This is a genomic window from Pseudomonas sp. MPC6 (assembly GCF_006094435.1).
Taxonomy (GTDB): domain Bacteria; phylum Pseudomonadota; class Gammaproteobacteria; order Pseudomonadales; family Pseudomonadaceae; genus Aquipseudomonas.
On sequence record NZ_CP034783.1, the window covers coordinates 1,483,553 to 1,509,154 of the forward strand.

Consider the following 25,602-nt stretch of genomic DNA (forward strand, 5'->3'; position numbering starts at 1 on the left):
GTATCATTGCGCCCGTCAGCCCCGCCGGGGCTTGTGGAATACCTCCATGGACTTACCCAGTAGTTACTCAGTAAAACGTTTTTCCAATCATGAATTGACTGATTGATCCTTCCGGCGCGCTCCGCTGCTGGGAGTGGAGTTCGCCTATGTCTGAAGTAGAAGTAAAGAAAACACAAGAAAGCTTGCAGGACCGCCTCGCTCAGGTCATTGAGCTGCTGCAGCGCCAGCGGGTGGTCGAAGACCTGACTCATCGCCAGGAAGGCGCGCATAACGAGCGGGTCGAAAACCTGGTTCACCGGCAGAATCTCGTCGAGTTGCAACGCAAACTCGATGACCTGCACTCCGCCGACGTTGCCTATATCCTCGAAGCCTTGCCGCTGAACGATCGCCTGACGCTTTGGCAACTGGTCAAGGCCGATCGCGACGGCGACATCCTGCTCGAAGTATCCGATTCGGTTCGTGAAACCCTGATCGCCGACATGGACGATCACGAGCTCCTGGCTGCCGCCAAGGACATGGATGCCGACGAACTTGCTGACCTGGCTTCCGAGCTGCCGCGAGACGTCGTCCATGAGCTCATGGAAACCCTGGACAACCAGCAGCGTGAGCGCGTGCGGTCGGCCCTGTCCTATGACGAGGAGCAGGTCGGTGCGCTGATGGACTTCGAGATGGTGACGATCCGTGAGGACGTCAGCCTCGAGGTGGTCTTGCGCTACCTGCGTCGCCTCAAGGAGCTGCCGGGCCACACGGACAAGTTGTTCGTGGTCGATTATGGCGGCGTGCTCAAGGGCGTGTTGCCGATCAAGCGCTTACTGGTCAACGACCCGGATAAACAGGTGTCTGAAGTCATGGCCAGCGATCCGGTGAGTTTCCATCCGGATGAAGATGCCTACGATGCCGCCCAGGCGTTTGAGCGTTACGATTTGATCTCGGCGCCCGTCGTCGACAAGAACGGCAAGTTGATCGGCCGTCTGACCATTGATGAAATGGTCGACCTGATCCGTGAAGAGAGCGAAAGCGAAGTGCTCAACATGGCGGGTCTGCGCGAAGAAGAAGATATCTTCGCCTCGGTCTGGAAGTCCCTGCGCAACCGCTGGGCCTGGCTGGCTGTGAATCTGATTACCGCCTTCATTGCCTCCCGGGTGATCGGCCTGTTCGAAGGTTCCATCGAGAAGCTGGTGGCGCTCGCGGCATTGATGCCGATCGTGGCGGGTATCGGTGGCAACTCCGGCAACCAGACCATCACCATGATCGTTCGCGCCATGGCGCTGGACCAGGTGAGTACGGGCAACACGTCGCGTCTGATGCGCAAGGAGTTGGCCGTAGGCCTGATCAATGGTCTGGTGTGGGGGGGTGTGATCGGCGTCGTCGCCTATCTGCTCTATGGCAGCTGGTCCCTTGGCGTGGTAATGACCGCCGCCATGACGCTCAACCTGTTGCTTGCAGCCTTGATGGGGGTATTGATTCCCATGACGCTGTCACGGCTTGGTCGTGATCCGGCGATGGGGGCCAGTGTGATGATCACCGCCATGACCGACAGTGGTGGCTTCTTCATCTTCCTTGGGTTGGCGACGATTTTCCTGCTCTGATTTCCATTGCCTGAATCCCGCCAATCCGACTGGCGTCCCCCGTAGGAGCCAGGCTTGCCGGCGAAAGCGATTTTGGGATCGCCTTCGCCGGCAAGCCTGGCTCCTACAGGAAACCCAATAACCCGCTGCCTGGCGGGTTTTTTTATGCCCGTATTCCAGGCACAAAAAAGCCAGCAATTACGCTGGCTTGGGGTTTTCGTGATGAATCAGGACGCGTCTGCGGTCATTTCGGCGTCATGGGCAATCAGCGAGACAAGCGCGTTCTGCTGGCGGTGGGACAGTTGGCGGAAGCGTTGCAGCAGTTCGCGTTCGTGCAGTGACAACTCCGGGCTGTCCAGGCGCATGCTCAGTTCTTCGCCCAGAGCGCCTTCCTGAATAAGGCTCTGTTCAAGGCGCGCGATGATTTCGGAGTTCATGCTGCGGTGATGATTGCGAGCCACCTCGGCAATGCGTTCACGCATTCCGTCTGGCAGACGTACGACGAACTTGTCAGCCGTACGGCTGGAATAAATTGCCTGTTTCAATGGGCGCATATATTTAACCGGTTAGTTCAGGGGAGCGGTTCTCGGAATTGGCCGCAGGATGTCTGATAGGACAAGCGCTCTGGCCAAATGTTCAACCTGAATTGGTAGAGGCCCGCATCATGCCTCAAGGTAGCCAGTTCGTTGGCGTCAATTCTGTGACAAATATTGAACTGGATAAAGGCGTTCTGCCAGCACCTGTTATCAGAAATGCGGACTGGTTGGTAAGTTTGACCTGTCCGTATCGCTGGCCGCGTCCGGTTGCCCGACCGGTGATGTCCTAGGACGCCTGGAGGTGCAAGTTATGCGGATTCGTTCAATGTTCCTTACCTATACAGAGTAGTGGCAGATGGCCGATTTGCTAGGGTTCAGGCGTACTGATACGCGATTGCAGGATGGATGGCAGTTTGATGTGCTTCAGCGGCTGCGCTGATCGGGCAGGGCGGGCCGGGTGAAAATTGCGCGCGAGCTGCGGCAGCGCCAAATGACCGGAAGCGTGCCCCCCGGGCGCGGCTGGTCAGTGATCGGAGTCTGCGGGTTGTCAGCGTAAAACGGGATCGAATTTGATTCTGCGCCCGGCGACCAGTGCCGCCATAAACAGTGTGCCAAATACGCCGCAGGCAATGAGCGGCAAGGTGATGAGCCGATCCTCGACCAATGCCAGATGAAAAATGCCGCACAGTAACGTCAGGACGAGAAATCCTGCTGCTGATTTGGACATGCTGCGCTCCGATAGGGTGGATTTAAAATACCAGGCGTTCTGAAGCGGGAGCTGGCCGCAGGATTTTCTCCTGGCTCACGTCCTGGCTTGCAAAACCGCGCTGATCGTTCAGGACTGCCAGCTGCGGCGCTTTTTGTAGCTGGAGGTAGTGGGGTGTTCGTTGGGCAACCGACTCAGTGCCGTTCTCTGGAGCAAAATGAAAACCCAGCAGTACGGCCAGGGCGATCGCGTTCGAGAGTAAAAGGGCGCTATTCATGAGGGCTGACCTCCGTTGTTTATGAGGTAACTGAAGCAGCCGGCATGCCAAGACTTGATGGCCAAATAAATCCTTTAAAATCAAAGATATAGCATGGGGCGTCGGGCGCTGGCTGTTGCATTTTGCAATGATGGCTTTTTGCGGTGATGCAATTTGCACGGTCGGCGACGCTGCGCGGCCTTGAAGTATCTGCCTACACTTAAAAAGCCTACGCACGACATGACAAAAGCAGGCCTGGCCGTTAACATGCTCGCCGTCCCAAGCGTCGCGCTTAGGGGTGACTTGTGTCTCAGTAGCTCAATTGGATAGAGCATCCCCCTCCTAAGGGGAAGGTTGGCAGTTCGAACCTGCCCTGGGACACCACTAATTCAAGGAAGCCAATTCGTCTCCTTCCTCATCAGCTTCGTGGCTGGCGGGGCAGGGCATTTGCTTCAGGCATGAAAAAGCTCCGCTCAGGGATTCGAATCTGGCGGGGCTTTTTTTGTTTTGGCACCAGGCATTTCGAAGCGTTGCAGGGTTTGCTTTCGAGCACTGACAATTGCTTCTATATAGAAGGCTTGGGTTTTGCTCTCCTGTCCCGGGAAAACGTACCGTTTTGCGGGCTTCGGCAAGTTATTGCCAGGAAGGCTGAATTAAAGGTTGACGGCAGATTCTGGAAGTCTATAATTCGCCCCACTTCCGGCGCAGTCGAAACGGAAAACTCCTTGGTAAACAAAGAGTTACGCAGTTTTCGACAGTGAGTTGCTTCAGTTCATCGAAGCCCAGAAGGAGTTGATCAGGCAGTGTGTTGTCGCCTTATCAACGGTTCGATCTTCTCGGTCGAAAGCGGAGTAAAAGAGGTGTTGACAGCAGCGAGTAACGCTGTAGAATTCGCCTCCCGCTGACGAGAGATCGGAAGCGCCAAGTGGTTGAAGTTGTTGAGGATTTCCAAGCGAAACTTTGAAAACTTCTGAAAATAACCGCTTGACAGCAGCAGAGGAAAGCGTAGAATGCGCGCCTCGGTTGAGACGAAAGATCTTAACCAACCGCTCTTTAACAACTGAATCAAGCAATTCGTGTGGGTGCTTGTGGAGTCAGACTGATAGTCAACAAGATTATCAGCATCACAAGTTACTCCGCGAGAAATCAAAGATGTAACCAACGATTGCTGAGCCAAGTTTAGGGTTTCTTAAAAACCCAAAGATGTTTGAACTGAAGAGTTTGATCATGGCTCAGATTGAACGCTGGCGGCAGGCCTAACACATGCAAGTCGAGCGGTAGAGAGAAGCTTGCTTCTCTTGAGAGCGGCGGACGGGTGAGTAATGCCTAGGAATCTGCCTGGTAGTGGGGGATAACGCTCGGAAACGGACGCTAATACCGCATACGTCCTACGGGAGAAAGCAGGGGACCTTCGGGCCTTGCGCTATCAGATGAGCCTAGGTCGGATTAGCTAGTTGGTGAGGTAATGGCTCACCAAGGCGACGATCCGTAACTGGTCTGAGAGGATGATCAGTCACACTGGAACTGAGACACGGTCCAGACTCCTACGGGAGGCAGCAGTGGGGAATATTGGACAATGGGCGAAAGCCTGATCCAGCCATGCCGCGTGTGTGAAGAAGGTCTTCGGATTGTAAAGCACTTTAAGTTGGGAGGAAGGGCATTAACCTAATACGTTGGTGTCTTGACGTTACCGACAGAATAAGCACCGGCTAACTCTGTGCCAGCAGCCGCGGTAATACAGAGGGTGCAAGCGTTAATCGGAATTACTGGGCGTAAAGCGCGCGTAGGTGGTTTGTTAAGTTGGATGTGAAATCCCCGGGCTCAACCTGGGAACTGCATTCAAAACTGACAAGCTAGAGTATGGTAGAGGGTGGTGGAATTTCCTGTGTAGCGGTGAAATGCGTAGATATAGGAAGGAACACCAGTGGCGAAGGCGACCACCTGGACTGATACTGACACTGAGGTGCGAAAGCGTGGGGAGCAAACAGGATTAGATACCCTGGTAGTCCACGCCGTAAACGATGTCAACTAGCCGTTGGGAGCCTTGAGCTCTTAGTGGCGCAGCTAACGCATTAAGTTGACCGCCTGGGGAGTACGGCCGCAAGGTTAAAACTCAAATGAATTGACGGGGGCCCGCACAAGCGGTGGAGCATGTGGTTTAATTCGAAGCAACGCGAAGAACCTTACCAGGCCTTGACATCCAATGAACTTTCCAGAGATGGATTGGTGCCTTCGGGAACATTGAGACAGGTGCTGCATGGCTGTCGTCAGCTCGTGTCGTGAGATGTTGGGTTAAGTCCCGTAACGAGCGCAACCCTTGTCCTTAGTTACCAGCACGTAATGGTGGGCACTCTAAGGAGACTGCCGGTGACAAACCGGAGGAAGGTGGGGATGACGTCAAGTCATCATGGCCCTTACGGCCTGGGCTACACACGTGCTACAATGGTCGGTACAGAGGGTTGCCAAGCCGCGAGGTGGAGCTAATCCCAGAAAACCGATCGTAGTCCGGATCGCAGTCTGCAACTCGACTGCGTGAAGTCGGAATCGCTAGTAATCGCGAATCAGAATGTCGCGGTGAATACGTTCCCGGGCCTTGTACACACCGCCCGTCACACCATGGGAGTGGGTTGCACCAGAAGTAGCTAGTCTAACCTTCGGGAGGACGGTTACCACGGTGTGATTCATGACTGGGGTGAAGTCGTAACAAGGTAGCCGTAGGGGAACCTGCGGCTGGATCACCTCCTTAATCGACGACATCAGCTGCTCCATAAGCTCCCACACGAATTGCTTGATTCATTGAAGAAGACGATAGAAGCAGCTTCAAGCTTTAAGCTACACGCTTCAAGTTTGATTGCGCTAAGCATCAAAATTGGGTCTGTAGCTCAGTTGGTTAGAGCGCACCCCTGATAAGGGTGAGGTCGGCAGTTCGAATCTGCCCAGACCCACCAATTTTGTTATGGGGCCATAGCTCAGCTGGGAGAGCGCCTGCCTTGCACGCAGGAGGTCAACGGTTCGATCCCGTTTGGCTCCACCATTTACTGCTTCTGACGTTAGAGTTTAGAAATGAGTATTCCGTTGTGAATATTGATTTCTAGTCTTTGATTAGATCGTTCTTTAAAAATTTGGGTATGTGATAGAAAGATAGACTGAACAACACTTTCACTGGTGTTGGATCAGGCTAAGGTAAAATTTGTGAGTTGCTCTTAATTGAGTATTATCGAATTTTCGGCGAATGTCGTCTTCACAGTATAACCAGATTGCTTGGGGTTATATGGTCAAGTGAAGAAGCGCATACGGTGGATGCCTTGGCAGTCAGAGGCGATGAAAGACGTGGTAGCCTGCGAAAAGCTTCGGGGAGTCGGCAAACAGACTTTGATCCGGAGATGTCTGAATGGGGGAACCCACCTAACATAAGTTAGGTATCTTAAGCTGAATACATAGGCTTAAGAAGCGAACCAGGGGAACTGAAACATCTAAGTACCCTGAGGAAAAGAAATCAACCGAGATTCCCTTAGTAGTGGCGAGCGAACGGGGACTAGCCCTTAAGTGGCTTTGAGATTAGCGGAACGCTCTGGAAAGTGCGGCCATAGTGGGTGATAGCCCTGTACGCGAAAATCTCTTAGTCATGAAATCGAGTAGGACGGAGCACGAGAAACTTTGTCTGAATATGGGGGGACCATCCTCCAAGGCTAAATACTACTGACTGACCGATAGTGAACTAGTACCGTGAGGGAAAGGCGAAAAGAACCCCGGAGAGGGGAGTGAAATAGATCCTGAAACCGTATGCGTACAAGCAGTGGGAGCCCACTTTGTTGGGTGACTGCGTACCTTTTGTATAATGGGTCAGCGACTTATTTTCAGTGGCGAGCTTAACCGAATAGGGGAGGCGTAGCGAAAGCGAGTCTTAATAGGGCGTCTAGTCGCTGGGAATAGACCCGAAACCGGGCGATCTATCCATGGGCAGGTTGAAGGTTGGGTAACACTAACTGGAGGACCGAACCGACTACCGTTGAAAAGTTAGCGGATGACCTGTGGATCGGAGTGAAAGGCTAATCAAGCTCGGAGATAGCTGGTTCTCCTCGAAAGCTATTTAGGTAGCGCCTCATGTATCACTGTAGGGGGTAGAGCACTGTTTCGGCTAGGGGGTCATCCCGACTTACCAAACCGATGCAAACTCCGAATACCTACAAGTGCCGAGCATGGGAGACACACGGCGGGTGCTAACGTCCGTCGTGAAAAGGGAAACAACCCAGACCGTCAGCTAAGGTCCCAAAGTTATGGTTAAGTGGGAAACGATGTGGGAAGGCTTAGACAGCTAGGAGGTTGGCTTAGAAGCAGCCACCCTTTAAAGAAAGCGTAATAGCTCACTAGTCGAGTCGGCCTGCGCGGAAGATGTAACGGGGCTCAAACCATACACCGAAGCTACGGGTATCACTTAGGTGATGCGGTAGAGGAGCGTTCTGTAAGCCTGTGAAGGTGAGTTGAGAAGCTTGCTGGAGGTATCAGAAGTGCGAATGCTGACATGAGTAACGACAATGGGTGTGAAAAACACCCACGCCGAAAGACCAAGGTTTCCTGCGCAACGTTAATCGACGCAGGGTTAGTCGGTCCCTAAGGCGAGGCTGAAAAGCGTAGTCGATGGAAAACAGGTTAATATTCCTGTACTTCTGGTTATTGCGATGGAGGGACGGAGAAGGCTAGGCCAGCTTGGCGTTGGTTGTCCAAGTTTAAGGTGGTAGGCTGGAATCTTAGGTAAATCCGGGATTCTAAGGCCGAGAGCTGATGACGAGTGTTCTTTTAGAACACGAAGTGGTTGATGCCATGCTTCCAAGAAAAGCTTCTAAGCTTCAGGTAACCAGGAACCGTACCCCAAACCGACACAGGTGGTTGGGTAGAGAATACCAAGGCGCTTGAGAGAACTCGGGTGAAGGAACTAGGCAAAATGGCACCGTAACTTCGGGAGAAGGTGCGCCGGTGAGGGTGAAGCATTTACTGCGTAAGCCCATGCCGGTCGAAGATACCAGGCCGCTGCGACTGTTTATTAAAAACACAGCACTCTGCAAACACGAAAGTGGACGTATAGGGTGTGACGCCTGCCCGGTGCCGGAAGGTTAATTGATGGGGTTAGCTAACGCGAAGCTCTTGATCGAAGCCCCGGTAAACGGCGGCCGTAACTATAACGGTCCTAAGGTAGCGAAATTCCTTGTCGGGTAAGTTCCGACCTGCACGAATGGCGTAACGATGGCGGCGCTGTCTCCACCCGAGACTCAGTGAAATTGAAATCGCTGTGAAGATGCAGTGTATCCGCGGCTAGACGGAAAGACCCCGTGAACCTTTACTATAGCTTTGCACTGGACTTTGAATTTGCTTGTGTAGGATAGGTGGGAGGCTTTGAAGCGTGGACGCCAGTTCGCGTGGAGCCAACCTTGAAATACCACCCTGGCAACTTTGAGGTTCTAACTCAGGTCCGTTATCCGGATCGAGGACAGTGTATGGTGGGTAGTTTGACTGGGGCGGTCTCCTCCTAAAGAGTAACGGAGGAGTACGAAGGTGCGCTCAGACCGGTCGGAAATCGGTCGTAGAGTATAAAGGCAAAAGCGCGCTTGACTGCGAGACAGACACGTCGAGCAGGTACGAAAGTAGGTCTTAGTGATCCGGTGGTTCTGTATGGAAGGGCCATCGCTCAACGGATAAAAGGTACTCCGGGGATAACAGGCTGATACCGCCCAAGAGTTCATATCGACGGCGGTGTTTGGCACCTCGATGTCGGCTCATCACATCCTGGGGCTGAAGCCGGTCCCAAGGGTATGGCTGTTCGCCATTTAAAGTGGTACGCGAGCTGGGTTTAGAACGTCGTGAGACAGTTCGGTCCCTATCTGCCGTGGACGTTTGAGATTTGAGAGGGGCTGCTCCTAGTACGAGAGGACCGGAGTGGACGAACCTCTGGTGTTCCGGTTGTCACGCCAGTGGCATTGCCGGGTAGCTATGTTCGGAATAGATAACCGCTGAAAGCATCTAAGCGGGAAACTAGCCTCAAGATGAGATCTCACTGGGACCTTGAGTCCCCTGAAGGGCCGTCGAAGACTACGACGTTGATAGGTTGGGTGTGTAAGCGCTGTGAGGCGTTGAGCTAACCAATACTAATTGCCCGTGAGGCTTGACCATATAACACCCAAGCAATTTGTGAACTCGAAAGAGGCCAGATTGCGGTGTGTGAAGACGAAATGAACCGAAAGTTCGAATCTCACTAAACACCGAAAGCTATCACATACCCGATTTGCTGAAGCGAAGCCGACTGGCTACGACTCAGTACCCGAATTTCTTGACGACCATAGAGCATTGGAACCACCTGATCCCATCCCGAACTCAGCAGTGAAACGATGCATCGCCGATGGTAGTGTGGGGTTTCCCCATGTGAGAGTAGGTCATCGTCAAGATTAAATTCCAAAACCCCTATCTGCGACTGCAGGTAGGGGTTTTGTTTTTGTCCGCAGGAAACAGGCGTGACGAAAATGCCACCGCCCGACGACCTACATGGAAACTCCGCCAGTGCTGTGCCTTAATCCAGAGGACCACTCACGGAGCGAAATAGATGCGACGCCGAGGCGCCCAATTCTGGCTATGGACCAATAGACGTTTACCCCTCCAGTCCCATGAGGAAGTCCTCAGCGATGGCGTGGAAATCGAAGTACAGGCGCGGATCAACCAAGGGGGGATTACCCAGGTCTTCGTAGGTGTCTACGGTCCGAATGGCTGGGCGATCGGCGAGGAGTTTTATGACCGGCGTGTCGGTGAACATTACTGTATCGCGTTGAAATGGGGCACCCAGCGGGCAAGAGAAATGGTCGCGGCCACTCAAGCGTTCGTAGCGCCGCACCGGGTGCAGTTGACCCTGAGTACGGTGATCACCGATGAGTCGGTATTGGCGTTGAGGCGTATGGAGATGACCGAGCGCGAACGTTTGAAGCTCAGGACCGAGGATGCCTGGGCGGAGTACCGTGCAGCCAAGACTGCCATGTTGGCTTTGATGCGCTCAACCAAGGTTGATCCCGGGATGTGGGCCGATCACAAGGAGCGGCTCAGGCAGGCAATCGATAGACGCGCCTGCGTACAGCGCGCTTATCTCGATTGATGTGTTACCGCTGCGGCTGGCGCAGGGCCTCGATGGTTTCGATCAGGTCATCGTAGGACACCGGCTTTCCAATATGCTGGTCAAAGCCTGATTGCCGAGACTTTTGAATGTCGCTGTGGGCGCCATAGCCGGTCAGTGCAATGGCCGGCACATCCTTGACCAATGGTAGCTGACGCAGGGCACTCATCAACTCATGGCCGCTCATGACCGGCATGCCCAAGTCCGAAATGATCAGATCGAAACGGGTGTTTTTCGCCGCGTCCAAAGCTGCCACCGGACGATCGAAGGCAATCACCTGCGCGTCCTCCATCTCCAGCAGCATTTTCAAGGTTTCCAGTACGTCGGCGGAGTCGTCTACCAGGAGAATCGTCAATCCGCTCAGCCGTCCCGAGGCGATTTCGAACGGGGGCGCCGATTGAATCGCGCCATGGGTGAGTGCCAGTGGCAGACACACCGTGAAGGTACAGCCCGTTCCGATACCCGCAGAACTCACCTCAACCGTTCCGCGTTGTGCCTCAGTCAACTGGCGGACCAGCGAAAGACCGATACCCAGGCCTTCCCGGTGGTGGGTGGCGTGCTGCTGTTCGGCCTGACCAAAGAGGTCGAACACATGATCGAGGTTCTCGGGCGCAATGCCGGCACCATCGTCTTTGACATCCAGCCGAGCCATGTTCCCCACCTGGCTGGCGATTAACTGCACGCGGCCCTGGGGCGGGGTGAATTTCAGGGCATTGTTCACCAGGTTCCAGATGACCTGCTCCATGCGAGTCGGATCGGCCTGGACGATCAGCGGGTCAGCGGGCACCAACAGTTCAATCGTGAGTTCGTGCTGTTCGTTGAGGACCACAGTGTGGATGTCACGCAACACGCTGATCAGGTCCACGGCGACCGGTTGCAGCTTGAGCTTGCCCGTGCGAACCCGTGCGACATCCAGCAGGTCATCGATGATACGTGCCTGGCTGTTGACGGCATCGCAGATGGTATTGACGGCCTTGGCGGCCGGCGCCAGCGACTTGGTGACCGGCAAGCGACGCAGCAGCTCCGCGTTGAGCTGGATCAGGTTCAGCGGATGCTTGAGCTCGTGGGACATCACCGCGAAGAACTCATCCTTGAGGTAATTGGTGTTGCGGGTCTCGGCCAGCTGTTGGCTTTGCTCTTCGTGCTGGCGCTTGTGGCCGGTCAGGTCCCGGGCAATCTTCACATAGCCCTTGAGATTCTCACCCTTGAGCCGCGTCACCTCGCCGCTGCAGAAGAAGCGGCTGCCATCCTTGCGCAGGTGCCAGCGTTCATCTTCGCTGCGGCCATGAGTGCGCGCCGATAACAGCTCATTTTCAGGCACGCCGGCCGCGCGATCCTCGGCGGAGAATATGAAGTCGTAATACGCGCCTTCGGCCTCGGCCTTGCTGTAGCTGAAGATCAACTCGGCGCCTTTGTTCCAGCTGGTGATGATGCCCAGTTCATCGAGGGTGATGATCGCGTAGTCGCGGGTACTTTCGGCGACCAGGCGCATGCGTTCTTCGCCCAGGCGCAGCTCTTCTTCGGCGGCGCGACGTTTGCTGATGTCGATGAAGGTCAGCACGGTGCCGTCGATGTGGTCCTCGCTGGAGCGATAGGGCAGCAGGCGCGCGATGTACCAGTGATTGTCGGTGCTGCTGACTTCGCGCTCGATCATGTTCAATGATTCGAACACCTGCGCCGCATCTGCGGCCAGGTCGTCGTAATGCAGGCGATGAGTGATGTCGAGCAACGAGCGCCCGGTATCCACCGGCAACATGCTGAAGATGTCGGTGGCGCGCGGGGTGAACCACTTGATGCGCATGCTGCGGTCGACAAACACCGTGGCGATGTCGGTGGAGGCGATCAGGTTGGTCAGGTAATCGTTGATCTTGTCGGTCTCTTCGACCTTGCTTTTCAGCTCGAAGTTGACGGTCAGCAGTTCTTCGTTGATCGACTGCAGTTCTTCCTTGCTGGTTTCCAGCTCTTCGGTGGCCGAACGCAGTTCTTCGTTGATCGCCTGCATTTCTTCGTTGGAAGCCTTGAGCTCTTCGCTGGAGACTTCCGATTGTTCGATGGTGTCCTGCAGGTGCAGTTTGGTGCGTTGCAGTTCGCGCTCCAGGTTGGACAGCACCTGGCTTTCCGTTTGTAGCACGGTGGTCGCCGCCAACTCCGAAGGGTCGACCTCCACCTCCTCGAATATCACCAGCACGTAGTCGCCGTCCGACTCTTCATCCTTGTAGGGATGGGCGACGAGATCAATCAGGTAGCGCCGGTCGTCGCGCTGGATCGGTACTTCGCGGGATTTGACCGGCTGGCCGCTCTGCTGCACCTGGAACAGGGTGGTGCGGATTTCCAGGCGCAATTGCGGAAGAATCAGGGTCAGCAAATTGCGCGACAATTCACCGCCGACATGCCGCAGGAAACGCCCGGCACTTTCGCTCATGTGCAGGATGTCGGCATTGGCATCGACGATCATGCTCGGTGGTGCGGACTGTTCCAGGGCCCGTTGATGGATATCGGCGACGGACAGTTTGCGCGGCAGGCTGTTTTGCGGCACTTGCCGGGAAACACTGGTCCGCACGTAGCCGCCGCGGGGCATGGTCGGGGTGCGGCGGCTATTGGCCGTGCCAGTCTTGGCGCGGAAGATCCGGTTACGTTTGTCTACCGGCGCGAATAATTCATGGCACGCGTCCGCGCTCTCGGATGAACCGAGGAACAGAAAGCCGCCGGGACGCAGGGCAAAGTGGAACATCTGCAGGATTTCGCGCTGAACCTCGCGATCCAGGTAGATCAGCAGGTTGCGGCAAACGATCAGGTCGATTTGCGAGAACGGCGGATCGGACAACAGGCTGTGTTTGGCGAACAGCACCTTTTCGCGGATTTCCTTGCGAACTCGATAGTGGTCGTTTTCCTTGCCGAAGTAATGCCGCAGTCGCGTCGGCGGTACGTCGGTAATGATCGCCTGCGGATACAGCCCGGCCCGGCCGACGCTGATGGCGCGCTCGTCGATGTCGGTAGCAAAGAGCTGAAACGAAGCCGCGCTTCTGTCCAGTTGCAACTGATCGTTGAGCAGCATCGCCAGGCTGTAGGCTTCCTCGCCTGTGGAGCAGCCAGCGGACCAGACCCGGATCTCTTCTTTCTCGGTTTGCGCCGAGACGGCGGCGCTGACCAGTTGCGGCACCACATCCCGTTCCAGGGCTTCGAAGGCTTCACGGTCGCGGAAGAAGTTGGTCACGCCGATCAGCATATCGCCCAGCAGTGCCTTGGTTTCCTCGGGGTTACTTTGCAAAAAACGATAGTAGCCGGCGAGGTCCGGCTGAGCCGTCACCTGCATCCGGCGTTCGATCCGGCGCAGTACGGTGGCGCGTTTGTAGTGTTTGAAATCATGGCCGGTGCCGGTGCGCAACTGGATAAGAATGTCCTGCAGCCATTGTTCGGCCACCACGGCTTCGCGTTCGGAGACGGCGGCAATGGTTTGCAGTTCGGGATCGTTGGCGGTAGGCAAGCTGATTGCCTGGGCGTTGCGCCACAATTCCAGCAATTTTTGCGGCATTTCGACCACGGGCAACACCAGGTCTACCATGCGCGTGTCGATGGCTGCACGGGGCATGCTGTCGAACTCGGCGTCTTCCGGTGCCTGGGCGAGGGTGACGCCGCCCTGTTCCTTGATACGGGACAAACCGACGGCACCGTCCGAACCGGAACCTGACAGCACCACACAGAAAGCACGCTCGCGGTGCACATCGGCGAGGTCACGAAAGAACAGATCGATGGACGCATGGCACCCCTGAGCCGGGTCGCAGGCGCGCACTTCAAGAACTCCGTCATTCATCGCCAGCCGTTGCGCCGGTGAAATGACATACACCCGGTTTTTCTCGATGGGCACCGTTTCGGTGACCTGCAGCACCGGCATACGGGTCGATTCCTGGATGATTTTGTCGGCGATGCTTTGGTGGTCGGGGGAGAGATGGAGAATGATCACGAACGCCATGCCGTTGTCCTGGGGCATGTTTTCGAAAAACAGTTTGATGGCTTGCAGCCCACCGGCCGACGCGCCAATGCCCACCACCGGAAAATCCAGGGTGCTGGGGCTCAAGGCCTTTGGCTCGGAAACAGTGTCCGAGCGCTTGGGAGTGGTGGTCATGACTTCGGCCTTTGGCAGAGACGGGAGACGTCTTGAGTTCAAGCGATGGACAGCGCACATCAATGAGTCAGGATAATCCCGTTTTTCAATAACGCCTTCAAATATTTAGCGCCCTCGGCGGCGGCCGTTCAGCCGCTTTCTACCTGAATGCACCCCCCCTGTAGGAGCTGGCTTGCCAGCGAAGGCGTTCTGACATCCAGCGAAGATGTCGACTGAAACACCGCTTTCGCCGGCAAGCCGGCTCCTACAGTGTGACGTGGTCATTGGCGATGAAGAATTTGAGTACCGATGCTTGATATTCCGAACACGCGGAGCCTATTTTGTACGGGTCGCCGTTAGCGGCCCGCACAATAACAAGGATTGCGTCATGACAACCGATGGCCAGCGTTCACTCGCGCAGCGATTGACGGGCATTGATGAGATTGAATGTGTCACGCCGGACTTGAATGGCGTACCCCGTGGAAAGGTAATGACCGCCGAAGGCTTTCTCGAAGGGCGACGTTTGCAGATGGCACGAGGGGTGCTGCTGCAATGCATCATGGGCGGATATCCGCCAGCGCGTTTCTACGGCAGCGATGACAGCGACCTGGCGTTGGTCCCCGATCCTGCGCAGATCCACCGTTTGCCCTGGAGCAAGCAACCGCGAGCCTTGGCCATCTGTGATGCGGATGAGTTGACCGGCGGCAGGTCAAATCTGTCGACCCGCGGCCAGCTCAAGGCCGTCATCGCGCGTTACTCCGCCCTCGGCCTGGCACCGGTGGTGGCGACCGAGGTCGAGTTTTTTGTCTTCGCGCCCAATACCGCCCCGACTCGACCCTTCCAGCCACCGGTAGGCCTGGACGGTCGTCGCGAGGATGGTCATTCGGCCTTCAGCGTCAGTTCCAACAATGGCTTGCGGCCGTTCTTCAGCGAAGTCTATGAATGCATGGCGGCCTTGGGCTTGCCGCGCGATACCTTCATGCACGAGATGGGCGTCAGCCAGTTCGAGATCAACCTGCTGCACGGCGATCCGTTGCTGTTGGCCGACCAGACGTTCCTGTTCAAACACCTGCTCAAGGAAGTCGCGCTCAAGCATGGCTTGACCGTGGTCTGCATGGCCAAGCCGCTGGCGCACACGCCGGGCAGTTCGATGCACATTCACCAGAGCATCGTCGAGATCGGCACCGGGCGGAACGTGTTCAGCGACGAGAGCGGTGAGCCGACCGCGACCTTCCGTCACTTCATTGCCGGCCAGCAGGCGGGCATGGCGGATTTCACCGCGTTGTTCGCGCCGAATGTGAACTCCTACCAGCGCTTGTACCATCCGTTCGCCTCACCGAACAATGCCTGCTGGTCCCACGACAACCGTGCGGCAGGTTTGCGCATTCCCGCCAGTTCGCCCCTTGCCCGTCGGGTCGAGAACCGTTTGCCGGGCGCTGATGCCAATCCGTATCTGGCTATTGCCGCGAGCCTGGCGGCGGGGTTATATGGCATCGAAAATCGACTGGAGCCGAGCGAGGCGATCCAGGGCGAATTCGAGGTGCCGGATAATCTTTCATTACCGTGTACCTTGCATGCCGCTCTCGAGCGTCTGACTCGTAGTCAATTGGCAATGGAACTGTTTGGCGAGGAATTCATCGAAGGCTACGTCGCTTCGAAGACCCTGGAATTGACCAGCTTCCTTGATGAAATAACTCCCTGGGAGCGGCGTGTTTTAGCGGCCCAGGCCTGACGATCCGTCGACACCGGGCTATCTTTTCGGGTAGCCCGTTACTCACTGCAAGGAGCCGCTCGGAACGCCGATGCGCCAAATCTGGAAACCTTTTCGAGCGCTTTATTTCGCCTCGCTGATGATGTTGATCGGCTCGGGCTTGTTAAGTACTTACCTGGCCTTGCGCCTGGCGGCCGATCACGTCGACAGCCTGTGGGTCGGTGCGTTGATGGCAGCCAACTATTTCGGCCTGGTGCTGGGTGGCAAGATCGGCCATCGGCTGATTGCCCGGGTCGGGCATATTCGAGCCTATTCGGCGTGTGCCGGGATCGTCGGTGCGGCGGTGCTTGGCCATGGCTTGGTGGACTGGCTGCCCGCGTGGCTGTTTCTGCGGGTCATCGTCGGCCTTGGCATGATGTGCCAGTACATGGTCATCGAAAGCTGGCTCAACGAGCAGGCGGAAGCCAAGCAGCGGGGCATCGTGTTCAGCGGCTACATGATCGCGTCCTACCTGGGGTTGGTGTTGGGCCAGCTGATTCTGGTCATGCACCCGGGGCTGGGGCTGGAACTGCTGATGCTGGTCGCCCTGTGCTTCGCGCTGTGCCTGGTGCCGGTGACCCTGACGCAGCGGATTCACCCGGCAGCATTGCACCCGGCGCCGATGGAGCCACGGTTCTTCATCAAGCGCGTGCCGCAATCGTTGAGCACGGTGCTGGGGGCGGGGTTGATCGTCGGTTCGTTCTACGGCCTGGCGCCGCTGTACGCCTCGCAGCAAGGCTTGTCCACGGAGCAAGTCGGTTTGTTCATGGGTAGCTGCATTTTCGCCGGATTGCTGGTGCAGTGGCCGCTGGGTTGGCTGTCCGATCGTTATGACCGGGCGCTGTTGATCCGCTGTTTTGCCTTCAGCCTGGCACTGGCCGCATTGCCGCTGGCGATCATGAAACAGGTGCCGCTGGAGGTGTTGTTCATTGCCGGTTTCCTCTGCTCGTTGGTGCAGTTCTGTCTGTATCCGTTGGCGGTGGCGTTCTCCAACGACCATGTCGAGGGTGATCGTCGGGTGTCCCTGACGGCGATGCTGCTGGTGACCTATGGCGTCGGGGCCAGTATCGGGCCGCTGGTGGCGGGGGTGCTGATGAAGCTGTTCGGCAGCCAGATGCTGTATGCCTTCTTCAGTTTCTTCGCGTTGGTGCTGGTCTGGCGGATTCGCCCGAAAGCGGTCACCAATCTGCACCAGGTGGACGATGCGCCGCTGCATCACGTCGCCATGCCGGACAGTATGTCGAGTTCACCGCTGGTGGCTTGCCTTGATCCGCGGGTCGATGAGCAGGTGGTGCAGGAACAGATGCAGAGTCCGGTCGAACCTGAGCCAGACCCCGCGCCTGAGCCTGAGCCCGAAACCGAAACCGAAACCGAAACCGAAACCGATGCGTCCGCCGATGACGCTGACGATGACGATGACCTGGGCCGTCAGAAAAGCTTTACCGAAGCCCGGCCTTAACACCCGAGCATAAAAAAACGGGCAGTCACCGCAAGGGGCTGCCCGTTTTCATGGGAGCGTTGTATCAGAAGTCGTCTTTGTCGAAGCGCCGTGCTTCGCGCTGAAGCTGATAGACGAACCGCTCGACCTGACGCTGCACCAATCCGCTCATGTTGTGAAAGCGTACGCCGGCGAAGGTGGTGGAGATTTTTTCCTCGAAATGCAGGTAGCGCAGCTCGACCGGCGCCGTCATTTTGCCAAAGGGCAGGGCAGCGGCGAAGCGGTCGTACACCTGGCCCAGTTGCAGGGAGCCACTGATGTTGCCTTCGAAGCGCAACTTGCAGCCGGTGGCGGAAATGTCCAGCAATTTGCCGCTGATCGGCATCCTGAGCTTTTCACCGTCCAGATTGACGTCGACCAGTTGTGCCAGCTTCAACGCTGCGCGAAAGGCGTTGCGGCGCTGGTGATAGACCACTTGAGCGGGCAGGGGGCCGCGGTAGCAACGGCTGTCGACGGACTCATCGATGGTCAGCGGGCCGTTGCTGTCCCAGGCAATGCGCACGCCGTCGTGGAAACCTTCGACCTTGAACGGTTCGCCGGCCAGCAGGAAGCGCTCGCCATCGCGGGGAATCATTTCGTCGAGGGTGATCGTTTTATGTTTACGGTCGACGTCCACCAGATAGCTCTGGAAGCGCTGGCTGCGCTCGTGGAACGTGATGATCAGCGGATCATGGCTTTCTTGCAGCTGGCGCAGGTTGCCGGAGATCTCCAGAGGCGTGGTAAGCACCTTGGGTGGTTGCGGAGCATCTCCCGCATTTAAGGCATTGGACACGGTTGATCAATCTCCGGACAAAATATGACTGCGACTGGCTAGTATTTTGCCAGCATGTTTCGCGGCTAGATAGGGCGTACTCGGCAGCAGGCTTACGCCTGACTGAGCGGGCGCGGCTTCACCAGCGTGGAGAAGGATCCGCTGGCGTTGTAGAGCGCTGGCGGCTCGCCGCCGGTGAGGATTTTCAGCTGGGTGGCCGTGGCGGCCTGCTGCCTCACAATCGACTGGCCATTGATGAGGTTGGCGGCCTGGCATTGGGCCAGAAGGTCGGTCAGCACATCGCTTTGCGCCAGCAACTGTTCACCCAGGCTCGACTGACTGGCCAGTTGCTCGAGGCCCTGGCGATTGGTGGGCAGGTTGAGACTGGCGAGGATTTCACTGCGCTTGCGGCCATGTTGATCGAGCAGAACGATCAATGCCTGTTTTTGCGCCAGAATGTCTTCGAGCAGCGGCATGTCGCGACCGTGCAAGGCGATGGATTCGGATTGCAGTAGCTGCAGCAAGTGTTGTGCGGGAGCAAAGTCGTCGGTGATCAATTGCAGCAGATGAGTGTCGTGCATGGCTGGCCTTGGGTTTTAAGCGTCCAAAAGCCTGGCGCGGGCCGTGGCCTAGCGCTGGGCTTCGAAGTTGAGCAGTTTGCTGGCGACACGGTTGCTGTCGACTTTGTAGCTGCCATCGGCAATCGCGGCTTTCAACTCGGCCACTCGGGCTTTGTCGACGGCAGGCTGATCGCGCAGCGTGTCAGTGACCTTCTGCAACTGTTGAGCCTCATTGCTGATGTGTACCGATTCCCCGCTTTTGACGGTACTGGCCTGTTCGGCCGGGGTACTCAGCGGCGCGGATTTGCCGGCTTCGGCGGTTTCCCTGGCAGCGCTGGTACGGGTAATGCCCGTCGGTGGCGAGGAACTGTTCAATCGGCTGAAATCGATGACCATGATAAAAACCTCTGGGTATTTGGACGCTTGCCATGTTTTCGGCCATACCCGGGAAAACTTTAGGCCCACTTATCAATGAGCTTGCGCGCGTCAGCGCTTGCCCTGCATGGAGCACAGTTTAGGGAACAGTCGGGTGGCGCGCCACATCTTCACCCCACAGAGCACCCTACATGGCCACTTCCACCTGGCCAGGCGCGATGACTTGCGCCTTGATGACCCGCTTGGAGTTGAGATTCTTCACTCGAATCTGTTCACGCATACCGCCGTTGGACAGTGCTTCACCCGGCATGCGCACGCTGAGCGTACCACTGCGGGCGATAATCACCACCTGGTCGCCCTTGCTGATGACTTCAGCCTGTTCCAGATTCACCAGGGTAATGACCTGGTCAGCGACCATGGGTCGGGTCAGTTTCTGCCCGATCGCCTGGTCGACCGACGTCAGGTAACCCTGACTGATCAGGCTGATGTCACGTTCGCGCAACGTTACGTCCTCGGGCTCGACAATACCCGCGCGGCGCAGGGGCCGGCTGGTGGTCACGATGTCGCGAAACAGGCGTACTTGAGCGGGCACGAAGACTGTCCAGGGGGACGCACCCTCGCAGCGAACCTTGACCGTGACCCGACCCAGCGGCCTGGCCGGGCTCTCGAGGGTGGCTGTCAATTCCTTGTCGCACATCGGCATGCGCAGTCGCGGGTCGAGCGGGTTGACCTGGATCTCGTAACGGCCTTCCGTTTGACTGCTCGCCAGATAGTCTTCGACGGTGAATTCAAGAAAGCCCTGAGTGACGCCGATAAGCATGTCAGGCAAGGTAACCGTGTCAGCAATGGCAGGACTGCCGGCGTTGAACAGGCACACGGCCGACAGCACGCCGCACCAGCGGCGGCAGTTGGAGGTCAGGCGTCGGAAAAATGTCAGGTCTGGGTTCATAAGGGTTAAAAAGCAAGCGCCGTGCCGTTTAGTGATGAATGCGCGTCGCAACACACTTAGCGTTGGTGTAGGAGTCTGGGCATGGCGGGTGTAATGGATTCGGTAAACCAGCGCACGCAACTGGTTGGGCAGAATCGCCTTGAGCTGTTGTTGTTCCGTCTCGACGGCCAGCAGTTGTATGGGATCAACGTATTCAAGGTTCGTGAGGTGCTGCAATGCCCCAAGCTGACCCTGATACCCAAGTCCAATCCTGTGGTGTGCGGTGTAGCGAGTATTCGTGGGGCGACTATTCCGATTCTCGATCTGGCGATGGCGACCGGTTCCGGTCGGTTGCGTGATCAAAGCAATCCCTTCGTGATCATCACGGAGTACAACACCAAGACCCAGGGTTTCCTGGTGCGCTCGGTGGAACGCATCGTCAACATGAACTGGGAGGAGATCCATCCGCCGCCCAAGGGCACGGGGCGCGATCATTACCTGACGGCGGTGACCCGGGTCGACGATCAGCTGGTCGAAATCATCGACGTCGAGAAGGTGCTGGCGGAAGTGGCGCCGACACCGGAAGCGATTTCCGTCGGCGTGGTGGATGTCGACACCCGGCACAAGGCGTTGTCCTTGCGCGTGTTGACGGTCGACGACTCGTCGGTGGCGCGCAAGCAAGTCTCGCGTTGCCTGCAAACGGTCGGTGTCGAAGTGGTGGCGTTGAACGACGGCCGGCAAGCGCTGAATTACCTGCGCAAGTTGGTCGAGGAGGGCAAGAAGCCGGAAGAGGAGTTCCTGATGATGATTTCCGACATCGAGATGCCGGAAATGGACGGGTACACCCTGACGGCCGAGATCCGCAACGACCCGCGCATGCAAAAGCTGCATATCATCCTGCATACTTCGTTGTCGGGTGTGTTCAATGAGGCGATGGTCAAGAAAGTCGGTGCCGATGACTTCCTGGCAAAATTCCGTCCTGATGACTTGGCATCCCGGGTAGTCGACCGGATCAAAGCAGCAGACATCAGCTAGGGGCCTTCTGCCCCTGGCGGTCAACACGATTTAAGAGGCGGTATCTTTGTCTACGGGTAATTTGGATTTCGAACAGTTCCGGGTATTCCTGGAAAAAGCCTGTGGCATTTTGCTCGGTGAAAACAAGCAGTACCTGGTCGCGAGCCGTCTCAATAAACTGATGGAGCAGCAAGGCATCAAGTCCCTGGGTGAGCTGGTCCAGCGCACCCAGACCCAGCCGCGCAGCGGTTTGCGCGAGAGGGTGGTGGACGCCATGACCACCAACGAAACCCTGTGGTTTCGTGACACCTATCCGTTTGAAGTGTTGAAGAACAAGGTGTTGCCCGAAGCGATCAAGGCCGCCCCTGGCCAGCGTCTACGGATCTGGTCGGCGGCGTGCTCGTCGGGTCAGGAACCGTATTCGCTGTCGATGTCGATCGATGAATTCGAGCGGGTCAACATGGGCCAGTTGAAGCAGGGGGTGCAGATCGTTGCCACCGACCTGTCCAGCATCATGCTGGCCAATTGCAAGAGCGGCGAGTACGACAGCCTGGCCATCGGCCGCGGTCTGTCGCCCGAGCGCCTGCAGCGTTATTTCGACCCCAAAGAGCCGGGACGCTGGGCCATCAAGGCACCGATCAAGAGCCGGGTGGAGTTCCGCTCGTTCAACCTGCTGGACAGCTACGCGAGCCTGGGCAAGTTCGACATCGTGTTCTGCCGCAACGTGCTGATCTACTTCTCCGCCGAGGTGAAGAAGGACATCCTGTTGCGGATTCATGGCACGTTGAAGCGCGGCGGTTATCTGTTCCTCGGTGCTTCTGAGGCACTGAATGGTTTACCGGATCATTACCAGATGGTTCAGTGCAGCCCGGGGATTATTTACCAGGCGAAGTGATTGAGTGGCAGCATCAAACAACGGGAGTCCTCAATGGCTCCCGTTTTTTATGCCAAGTGATTTTCCGCCGACACCACGTCCGGTGTAGGAGCCGGCTTGCCGGCGATAGCGGCGGGTCAGTCAACGCATTTGTCGACTGGACGGACGCCTTCGCCGGCAAGCCGGCTCTTACAGGGGATGGTGGTGTTTCGCAAATCGGTGTGAAGCGGCAGAAAAGCGGCAGCCTGCGGAAACCGGTTGCCGCTTTTCTGGCATTGCCGCCTTGCCCCTGCCCGCAAAGCCCCGGTTTACGGGCTTTTTCGAATTGGCACGACGCTTGCTAAGCTCATCTTACGAAAAATCAGGTCACCCGAAGGTTTCCCGACATGAGCATCAGCTTCGATAAAGCGCTCGGTATCCACGAACAGGCCCTGGGCTTTCGCGCCAAGCGTGCCGAAGTTCTGGCCAACAACATCGCCAACGCCGACACCCCGAACTACAAGGCGCGGGACCTGGACTTCTCGGCAGTGCTCGCCGCGCAGAACGAAAAGACCAAGAGCGGCTCTTTCGCCTTGAACATGACCAACAACCGTCATATCGAAGCCGAAGGCCTGGGCAATGGCGATGAGTCGCTGCTGTACCGCACGCCGATGCAGGCGTCGATCGACCAGAACACCGTGGACGCCCAGCTTGAGCAATCGGCCTACGCGGAGAACTCGGTCAACTTCCAGGCCAGCTTTACCCTGCTCAACAGCAAATTCAAAGGGTTGATCTCAGCCCTTCGTGGAGAATGATTCATGTCCCTCGCCAGCGTTTTCAACATTGCCGGTAGCGGCATGAGTGCCCAGACCACTCGCTTGAACACCGTCGCCAGTAACATCGCCAACGCCGAGACCGTCTCGTCGAGCATCGACCAGACCTACCGCGCGCGTCACCCGGTGTTCGCCACCATGTTCCAGGGCGCCCAGAGTGGCGGCGGCGACTCATTGTTCCAGAACCAGGACGCCGCCGGCCAGGGTGTGCAAGTGCTGGGCGTGGTCGAAGACCAGAGCGATCTGGACGCACGGTACGAGCCGAACCATCCGGCGGCTGACGCCAAGGGCTACGTGTATTACCCCAACGTCAACGTGGTGGAAGAAATGGCCGACATGATTTCCGCGAGCCGTTCGTTCCAGACCAACGCCGAAATGATGAACACCGCCAAGACCATGATGCAGAAGGTCCTGACCCTGGGTCAGTGATAAGGGACGACTCAGATGAGTGTGATTGATACCACCAGTGGCTTGAACCTCAACGACATCCTGGCCAACTCCTCGATCAAGACCAATACCAACACCGACGGACTGGCGTCGGCAACGAACAGCGCCACCGGCAAAAACGCCCTGGGCAAGGATGCGTTCCTGCAGTTGCTGGTCACCCAGCTGAAAAACCAGAACCCGCTGGAGCCGCAGGACAACGGCGAATTCGTCGCGCAATTGGCGCAGTTCAGCAGCCTGGAGGGGATCACCTCGCTTAACGACACGGTGACGGGCCTTGCCAGCAACTACAACTCGTCCCAGGCGTTGCAGGCTTCGTCTCTGGTGGGGCGTTCGGTCATCGCACCGGGCGACAAAGCCGTGGTCGACACGTCGAAGAGTATGACCGGCACGGTGGTGATCCCGGATTCAGTGCCCGCAGCCACTTTGAAAATCACCGACAAGGACGGCAAAGCCGTTCGCACCATCGACCTGGGCAGTCAGTCGGCCGGCAATGCCAGCTTCATCTGGGACGGCAAGGACGATGCAGGCAAGACGGTTGAGTCGGGTACTTACTCCTTCGCCGCTGCGACCAGCATCGATGATCAAGCCGTGGCGCTGATCACCTATCTGCCGGCGACCGTCAACAGCGTGACCATCAGCCAGACCGGCGGTGAGTTGATGCTCAACCTGGCCGGGCTGGGCAGCATCGCCCTGTCCAAAGTACAAACCATTGGTATGTAGAGCCGACTAACACGGCACAAAGGAGTGGAATATGTCTTTCAATATCGGCCTTAGCGGTCTCTATGCAGCCAACAAACAACTGGACGTGACCGGCAACAACATCGCCAACGTCGCGACCACCGGTTTCAAATCGTCCCGTGCCGAATTCCAGGACGTTTATTCGGCGAGCAAGCTGGGTACCGGCAGCAAGGCCGTCGGTAGCGGAGTGCGCCTGGCCAACGTCGCCCAGCAGTTCACCCAGGGCGACATCAACAACACCGGCAACGTGTTGGACATGGGCATCAACGGTTCAGGCTTCTTCGTACTGAATGACAGCGGTTCGCTGTCCTACACCCGTGCCGGTACGTTCAAGGTCGACAAGGAAGGCTACGTCACCAACACCGACGGTTCTGCGCGTCTGCAGGGCTACGGTGTGGATGCCAACGGCAAGATTCGCAACGGTGTGTTGACCGACCTGCGTATCGACACGTCGAACCTGGCACCGAAGACCACCACCACCGTGTCGTCGACGATCAACCTGAACTCCACGGCTGGCGTGATCGATCAGTCAATTGCCGCCAACAGGTTCGATCCGACCAAGCAGGCCACCTTCACCGAACAATTCAGCACCCCGGTTTTCGACAGCCAGGGTAACCAGCACGTCATGGATCAATACATGGTCAAGACGGGCCCCAATACCTGGGACACCTACACCCTGATCGATGGCCGCAACCCGGACGGCACCGACCCTACTGTCGTTACTACCCCTGCGATCCCTGCTGTTCCTGCTACTACTGGCAGCCCTGCCATCCCTCCTGACCCTGCTATCCCTGGTGACCTTGGTACCCCCGCTGTTCTTGCTACCGCTGGCAGCCCTGCCGTCCCTGCTGTCATGGCCAACCCTGCGATCCCGTCGACCATGACGTTCGATTCGAGCGGCAAGCTGGTTTCGGTCAGCACTCCGGTGAGCCCGCCGACCACTCCACCCACCGCGACTCTCGGCAACGATCTGAAGATCACCGACTGGAAGCCGGGCACTGTGACCGATGGCGTCTGGAAGGCCAACGGCGCCGCCGCCAACCCGGCGGGCTTGACCATCGCCATGGGCATCACGACGCAGTACAACGCCGATACCGCGCGTTCGATTCCTGCGCAGGACGGTTACGCCACCGGCCAGATCACCAGCCTGAGCATCGACGGTAGCGGGGTGTTACTGGCCAACTTCAGCAACTACCAAACCAAGGCTATCGGCCAGATCTCGCTCGCCAGTTTCACCAACGAACAAGGTTTGCAGCCTATTGGCGGCTCCAGCTGGAAAGAATCCTATGCGTCGGGCATGCCCGGCTTTGATGCGCCGCAAAGCGGTAGCCTGGGGATGATCGAATCCAACGCGCTGGAAGAGTCCAACGTCAACCTGACCAATGAACTGGTCGACTTGATCAAGGGCCAGAGCAACTACCAGGCGAACGCCAAGACCATCTCCACCCAGAGCACCATCATGCAGACCATCATTCAGATGGCGTGATGTGGGTCGGATAGCGTTTTACAAAGAGCCCCTCGGAAGAGGGGCTTTTTT

Annotated in this window: 18 protein-coding genes, 3 tRNA genes and 3 rRNA genes; 16 read left to right on the top strand and 8 right to left on the bottom strand. The window is 57.1% G+C overall.

Annotated elements, in window-relative coordinates; translation table 11 throughout:
• The first annotated feature begins 146 nt into the window (after positions 1 to 146).
• The gene (mgtE, locus tag ELQ88_RS08905) at positions 147 to 1,589 is read left to right on the top strand and encodes a magnesium transporter (RefSeq protein WP_138964647.1); all 1,443 of its coding nucleotides are present in this window, start codon (positions 147 to 149) and stop codon (positions 1,587 to 1,589) included.
• Positions 1,590 to 1,795: 206 nt separating this feature from the next.
• Here mgtE and ELQ88_RS08910 read toward each other — a convergent pair whose 3' ends face one another.
• From ELQ88_RS08910 to ELQ88_RS08920, 3 genes are all read right to left on the bottom strand, one after another.
• Positions 1,796 to 2,122, bottom strand: a complete 327-nt coding sequence (locus ELQ88_RS08910; protein ID WP_008066583.1) for an Arc family DNA-binding protein — start codon at positions 2,120 to 2,122, stop codon at positions 1,796 to 1,798.
• Positions 2,123 to 2,651: 529 nt separating this feature from the next.
• Positions 2,652 to 2,831, bottom strand: a complete 180-nt coding sequence (locus ELQ88_RS08915) for a PA3371 family protein (RefSeq protein WP_128869783.1) — start codon at positions 2,829 to 2,831, stop codon at positions 2,652 to 2,654.
• A gap of 22 nt (positions 2,832 to 2,853) precedes the next feature.
• Positions 2,854 to 3,087 carry a hypothetical protein gene (locus ELQ88_RS08920; RefSeq protein ID WP_138969489.1) on the bottom strand — a complete coding sequence of 78 codons (234 nt, stop codon included), beginning with the start codon at positions 3,085 to 3,087 and terminating at the stop codon, positions 2,854 to 2,856.
• Positions 3,088 to 3,373: 286 nt separating this feature from the next.
• Here ELQ88_RS08920 and ELQ88_RS08925 point away from each other — a divergent pair.
• The 7 genes from ELQ88_RS08925 (at position 3,374) to ELQ88_RS08960 (ending at position 10,198) form a co-directional block, all read left to right on the top strand.
• A tRNA-Arg gene (locus ELQ88_RS08925) sits at positions 3,374 to 3,450 on the top strand.
• An 825-nt stretch (positions 3,451 to 4,275) separates the two neighbouring features.
• A 16S ribosomal RNA gene (locus tag ELQ88_RS08935) occupies positions 4,276 to 5,812 on the top strand.
• A 125-nt stretch (positions 5,813 to 5,937) separates the two neighbouring features.
• Positions 5,938 to 6,014, top strand: a tRNA-Ile gene (locus ELQ88_RS08940).
• Between the two features lie 10 nt (positions 6,015 to 6,024).
• Positions 6,025 to 6,100, top strand: a tRNA-Ala gene (locus ELQ88_RS08945).
• Positions 6,101 to 6,339: 239 nt separating this feature from the next.
• Positions 6,340 to 9,231: ribosomal RNA gene (locus ELQ88_RS08950) — 23S ribosomal RNA — on the top strand.
• A 156-nt stretch (positions 9,232 to 9,387) separates the two neighbouring features.
• Positions 9,388 to 9,503: ribosomal RNA gene (rrf, locus tag ELQ88_RS08955) — 5S ribosomal RNA — on the top strand.
• The 16S, 23S and 5S rRNA genes sit together here with 2 tRNA genes alongside, the layout of an rRNA operon.
• Before the next feature lie 155 nt (positions 9,504 to 9,658).
• Entirely contained in the window at positions 9,659 to 10,198 is a 540-nt protein-coding gene (locus tag ELQ88_RS08960; protein ID WP_138964649.1) for a hypothetical protein, read from the top strand.
• A gap of 4 nt (positions 10,199 to 10,202) precedes the next feature.
• Here the strand turns inward: ELQ88_RS08960 and ELQ88_RS08965 are convergent, their stop codons facing one another.
• Complete coding sequence (locus ELQ88_RS08965; RefSeq protein ID WP_138964651.1) at positions 10,203 to 14,339, bottom strand: CheR family methyltransferase; 4,137 nt, start codon at positions 14,337 to 14,339, stop codon at positions 10,203 to 10,205.
• Between the two features lie 469 nt (positions 14,340 to 14,808).
• Between ELQ88_RS08965 and ELQ88_RS08970 the strand changes: the two genes are divergently transcribed.
• Positions 14,809 to 16,050 carry a glutamine synthetase family protein gene (locus tag ELQ88_RS08970; protein WP_178084744.1) on the top strand — a complete coding sequence of 414 codons (1,242 nt, stop codon included), beginning with the start codon at positions 14,809 to 14,811 and terminating at the stop codon, positions 16,048 to 16,050.
• Between the two features lie 70 nt (positions 16,051 to 16,120).
• Entirely contained in the window at positions 16,121 to 17,527 is a 1,407-nt protein-coding gene (locus ELQ88_RS08975) for an MFS transporter (protein ID WP_138964655.1), read from the top strand.
• A gap of 64 nt (positions 17,528 to 17,591) precedes the next feature.
• Here the strand turns inward: ELQ88_RS08975 and ELQ88_RS08980 are convergent, their stop codons facing one another.
• The 4 genes from ELQ88_RS08980 to flgA form a co-directional block, all read right to left on the bottom strand.
• Positions 17,592 to 18,338 (bottom strand): flagellar brake protein, encoded by a 747-nt coding sequence (locus ELQ88_RS08980; RefSeq protein ID WP_128870242.1) that lies wholly within the window; start codon positions 18,336 to 18,338, stop codon positions 17,592 to 17,594.
• 92 nt (positions 18,339 to 18,430) lie between these two features.
• Positions 18,431 to 18,898: a flagellar protein FlgN gene (locus ELQ88_RS08985; RefSeq protein ID WP_128870241.1), complete on the bottom strand. Its 468-nt coding sequence runs from the start codon at positions 18,896 to 18,898 to the stop codon at positions 18,431 to 18,433.
• A gap of 48 nt (positions 18,899 to 18,946) precedes the next feature.
• A complete protein-coding gene (gene flgM, locus ELQ88_RS08990) occupies positions 18,947 to 19,273 on the bottom strand; it encodes a flagellar biosynthesis anti-sigma factor FlgM (RefSeq protein ID WP_128870240.1) in 327 nt (108 codons plus the stop codon).
• A gap of 166 nt (positions 19,274 to 19,439) precedes the next feature.
• Positions 19,440 to 20,201 (bottom strand): flagellar basal body P-ring formation chaperone FlgA, encoded by a 762-nt coding sequence (flgA, locus tag ELQ88_RS08995; protein WP_138964657.1) that lies wholly within the window; start codon positions 20,199 to 20,201, stop codon positions 19,440 to 19,442.
• Between the two features lie 81 nt (positions 20,202 to 20,282).
• Here flgA and ELQ88_RS09000 point away from each other — a divergent pair, with 81 nt between their 5' ends.
• The 6 genes from ELQ88_RS09000 (at position 20,283) to ELQ88_RS09025 (ending at position 25,551) form a co-directional block, all read left to right on the top strand.
• On the top strand, positions 20,283 to 21,215 hold the full coding sequence (locus ELQ88_RS09000; RefSeq protein ID WP_128870238.1) for a chemotaxis protein CheV: 933 nt from the start codon (positions 20,283 to 20,285) through the stop codon (positions 21,213 to 21,215).
• A gap of 46 nt (positions 21,216 to 21,261) precedes the next feature.
• Positions 21,262 to 22,089 carry a protein-glutamate O-methyltransferase CheR gene (cheR, locus tag ELQ88_RS09005; protein ID WP_128870237.1) on the top strand — a complete coding sequence of 276 codons (828 nt, stop codon included), beginning with the start codon at positions 21,262 to 21,264 and terminating at the stop codon, positions 22,087 to 22,089.
• A 365-nt stretch (positions 22,090 to 22,454) separates the two neighbouring features.
• On the top strand, positions 22,455 to 22,862 hold the full coding sequence (gene flgB / locus ELQ88_RS09010) for a flagellar basal body rod protein FlgB (protein ID WP_128870236.1): 408 nt from the start codon (positions 22,455 to 22,457) through the stop codon (positions 22,860 to 22,862).
• A gap of 3 nt (positions 22,863 to 22,865) precedes the next feature.
• Positions 22,866 to 23,309, top strand: a complete 444-nt coding sequence (flgC, locus tag ELQ88_RS09015) for a flagellar basal body rod protein FlgC (RefSeq protein ID WP_128870235.1) — start codon at positions 22,866 to 22,868, stop codon at positions 23,307 to 23,309.
• A gap of 15 nt (positions 23,310 to 23,324) precedes the next feature.
• A complete protein-coding gene (flgD, locus tag ELQ88_RS09020; RefSeq protein WP_128870234.1) occupies positions 23,325 to 24,047 on the top strand; it encodes a flagellar hook assembly protein FlgD in 723 nt (240 codons plus the stop codon).
• Between the two features lie 31 nt (positions 24,048 to 24,078).
• Entirely contained in the window at positions 24,079 to 25,551 is a 1,473-nt protein-coding gene (locus ELQ88_RS09025; RefSeq protein WP_138964659.1) for a flagellar hook protein FlgE, read from the top strand.
• Positions 25,552 to 25,602: the final 51 nt, after the last annotated feature.

What these genes read in the sequence shown, in the direction of transcription:
- ELQ88_RS09025 (WP_138964659.1), top strand. Translation starts at nt 24,079, where the DNA reads ATGTCTTTCAATATCGGCCTTAGCGGTCTCTATGCAGCCAACAAACAA.
- flgC (WP_128870235.1), top strand. Translation starts at nt 22,866, where the DNA reads ATGTCCCTCGCCAGCGTTTTCAACATTGCCGGTAGCGGCATGAGTGCC.
- ELQ88_RS08970 (WP_178084744.1), top strand. Translation starts at nt 14,809, where the DNA reads ATGACCGCCGAAGGCTTTCTCGAAGGGCGACGTTTGCAGATGGCACGA.
- ELQ88_RS09000 (WP_128870238.1), top strand. Translation starts at nt 20,283, where the DNA reads ATGGCGGGTGTAATGGATTCGGTAAACCAGCGCACGCAACTGGTTGGG.
- ELQ88_RS08915 (WP_128869783.1), bottom strand. Translation starts at nt 2,831, where the DNA reads ATGTCCAAATCAGCAGCAGGATTTCTCGTCCTGACGTTACTGTGCGGC.
- mgtE (WP_138964647.1), top strand. Translation starts at nt 147, where the DNA reads ATGTCTGAAGTAGAAGTAAAGAAAACACAAGAAAGCTTGCAGGACCGC.
- flgM (WP_128870240.1), bottom strand. Translation starts at nt 19,273, where the DNA reads ATGGTCATCGATTTCAGCCGATTGAACAGTTCCTCGCCACCGACGGGC.
- flgB (WP_128870236.1), top strand. Translation starts at nt 22,455, where the DNA reads ATGAGCATCAGCTTCGATAAAGCGCTCGGTATCCACGAACAGGCCCTG.
- ELQ88_RS08960 (WP_138964649.1), top strand. Translation starts at nt 9,659, where the DNA reads ATGCGACGCCGAGGCGCCCAATTCTGGCTATGGACCAATAGACGTTTA.
- ELQ88_RS08975 (WP_138964655.1), top strand. Translation starts at nt 16,121, where the DNA reads ATGCGCCAAATCTGGAAACCTTTTCGAGCGCTTTATTTCGCCTCGCTG.
- ELQ88_RS08985 (WP_128870241.1), bottom strand. Translation starts at nt 18,898, where the DNA reads ATGCACGACACTCATCTGCTGCAATTGATCACCGACGACTTTGCTCCC.
- flgD (WP_128870234.1), top strand. Translation starts at nt 23,325, where the DNA reads ATGAGTGTGATTGATACCACCAGTGGCTTGAACCTCAACGACATCCTG.
- flgA (WP_138964657.1), bottom strand. Translation starts at nt 20,201, where the DNA reads ATGAACCCAGACCTGACATTTTTCCGACGCCTGACCTCCAACTGCCGC.
- ELQ88_RS08965 (WP_138964651.1), bottom strand. Translation starts at nt 14,339, where the DNA reads ATGACCACCACTCCCAAGCGCTCGGACACTGTTTCCGAGCCAAAGGCC.
- ELQ88_RS08920 (WP_138969489.1), bottom strand. Translation starts at nt 3,087, where the DNA reads ATGAATAGCGCCCTTTTACTCTCGAACGCGATCGCCCTGGCCGTACTG.
- ELQ88_RS08910 (WP_008066583.1), bottom strand. Translation starts at nt 2,122, where the DNA reads ATGCGCCCATTGAAACAGGCAATTTATTCCAGCCGTACGGCTGACAAG.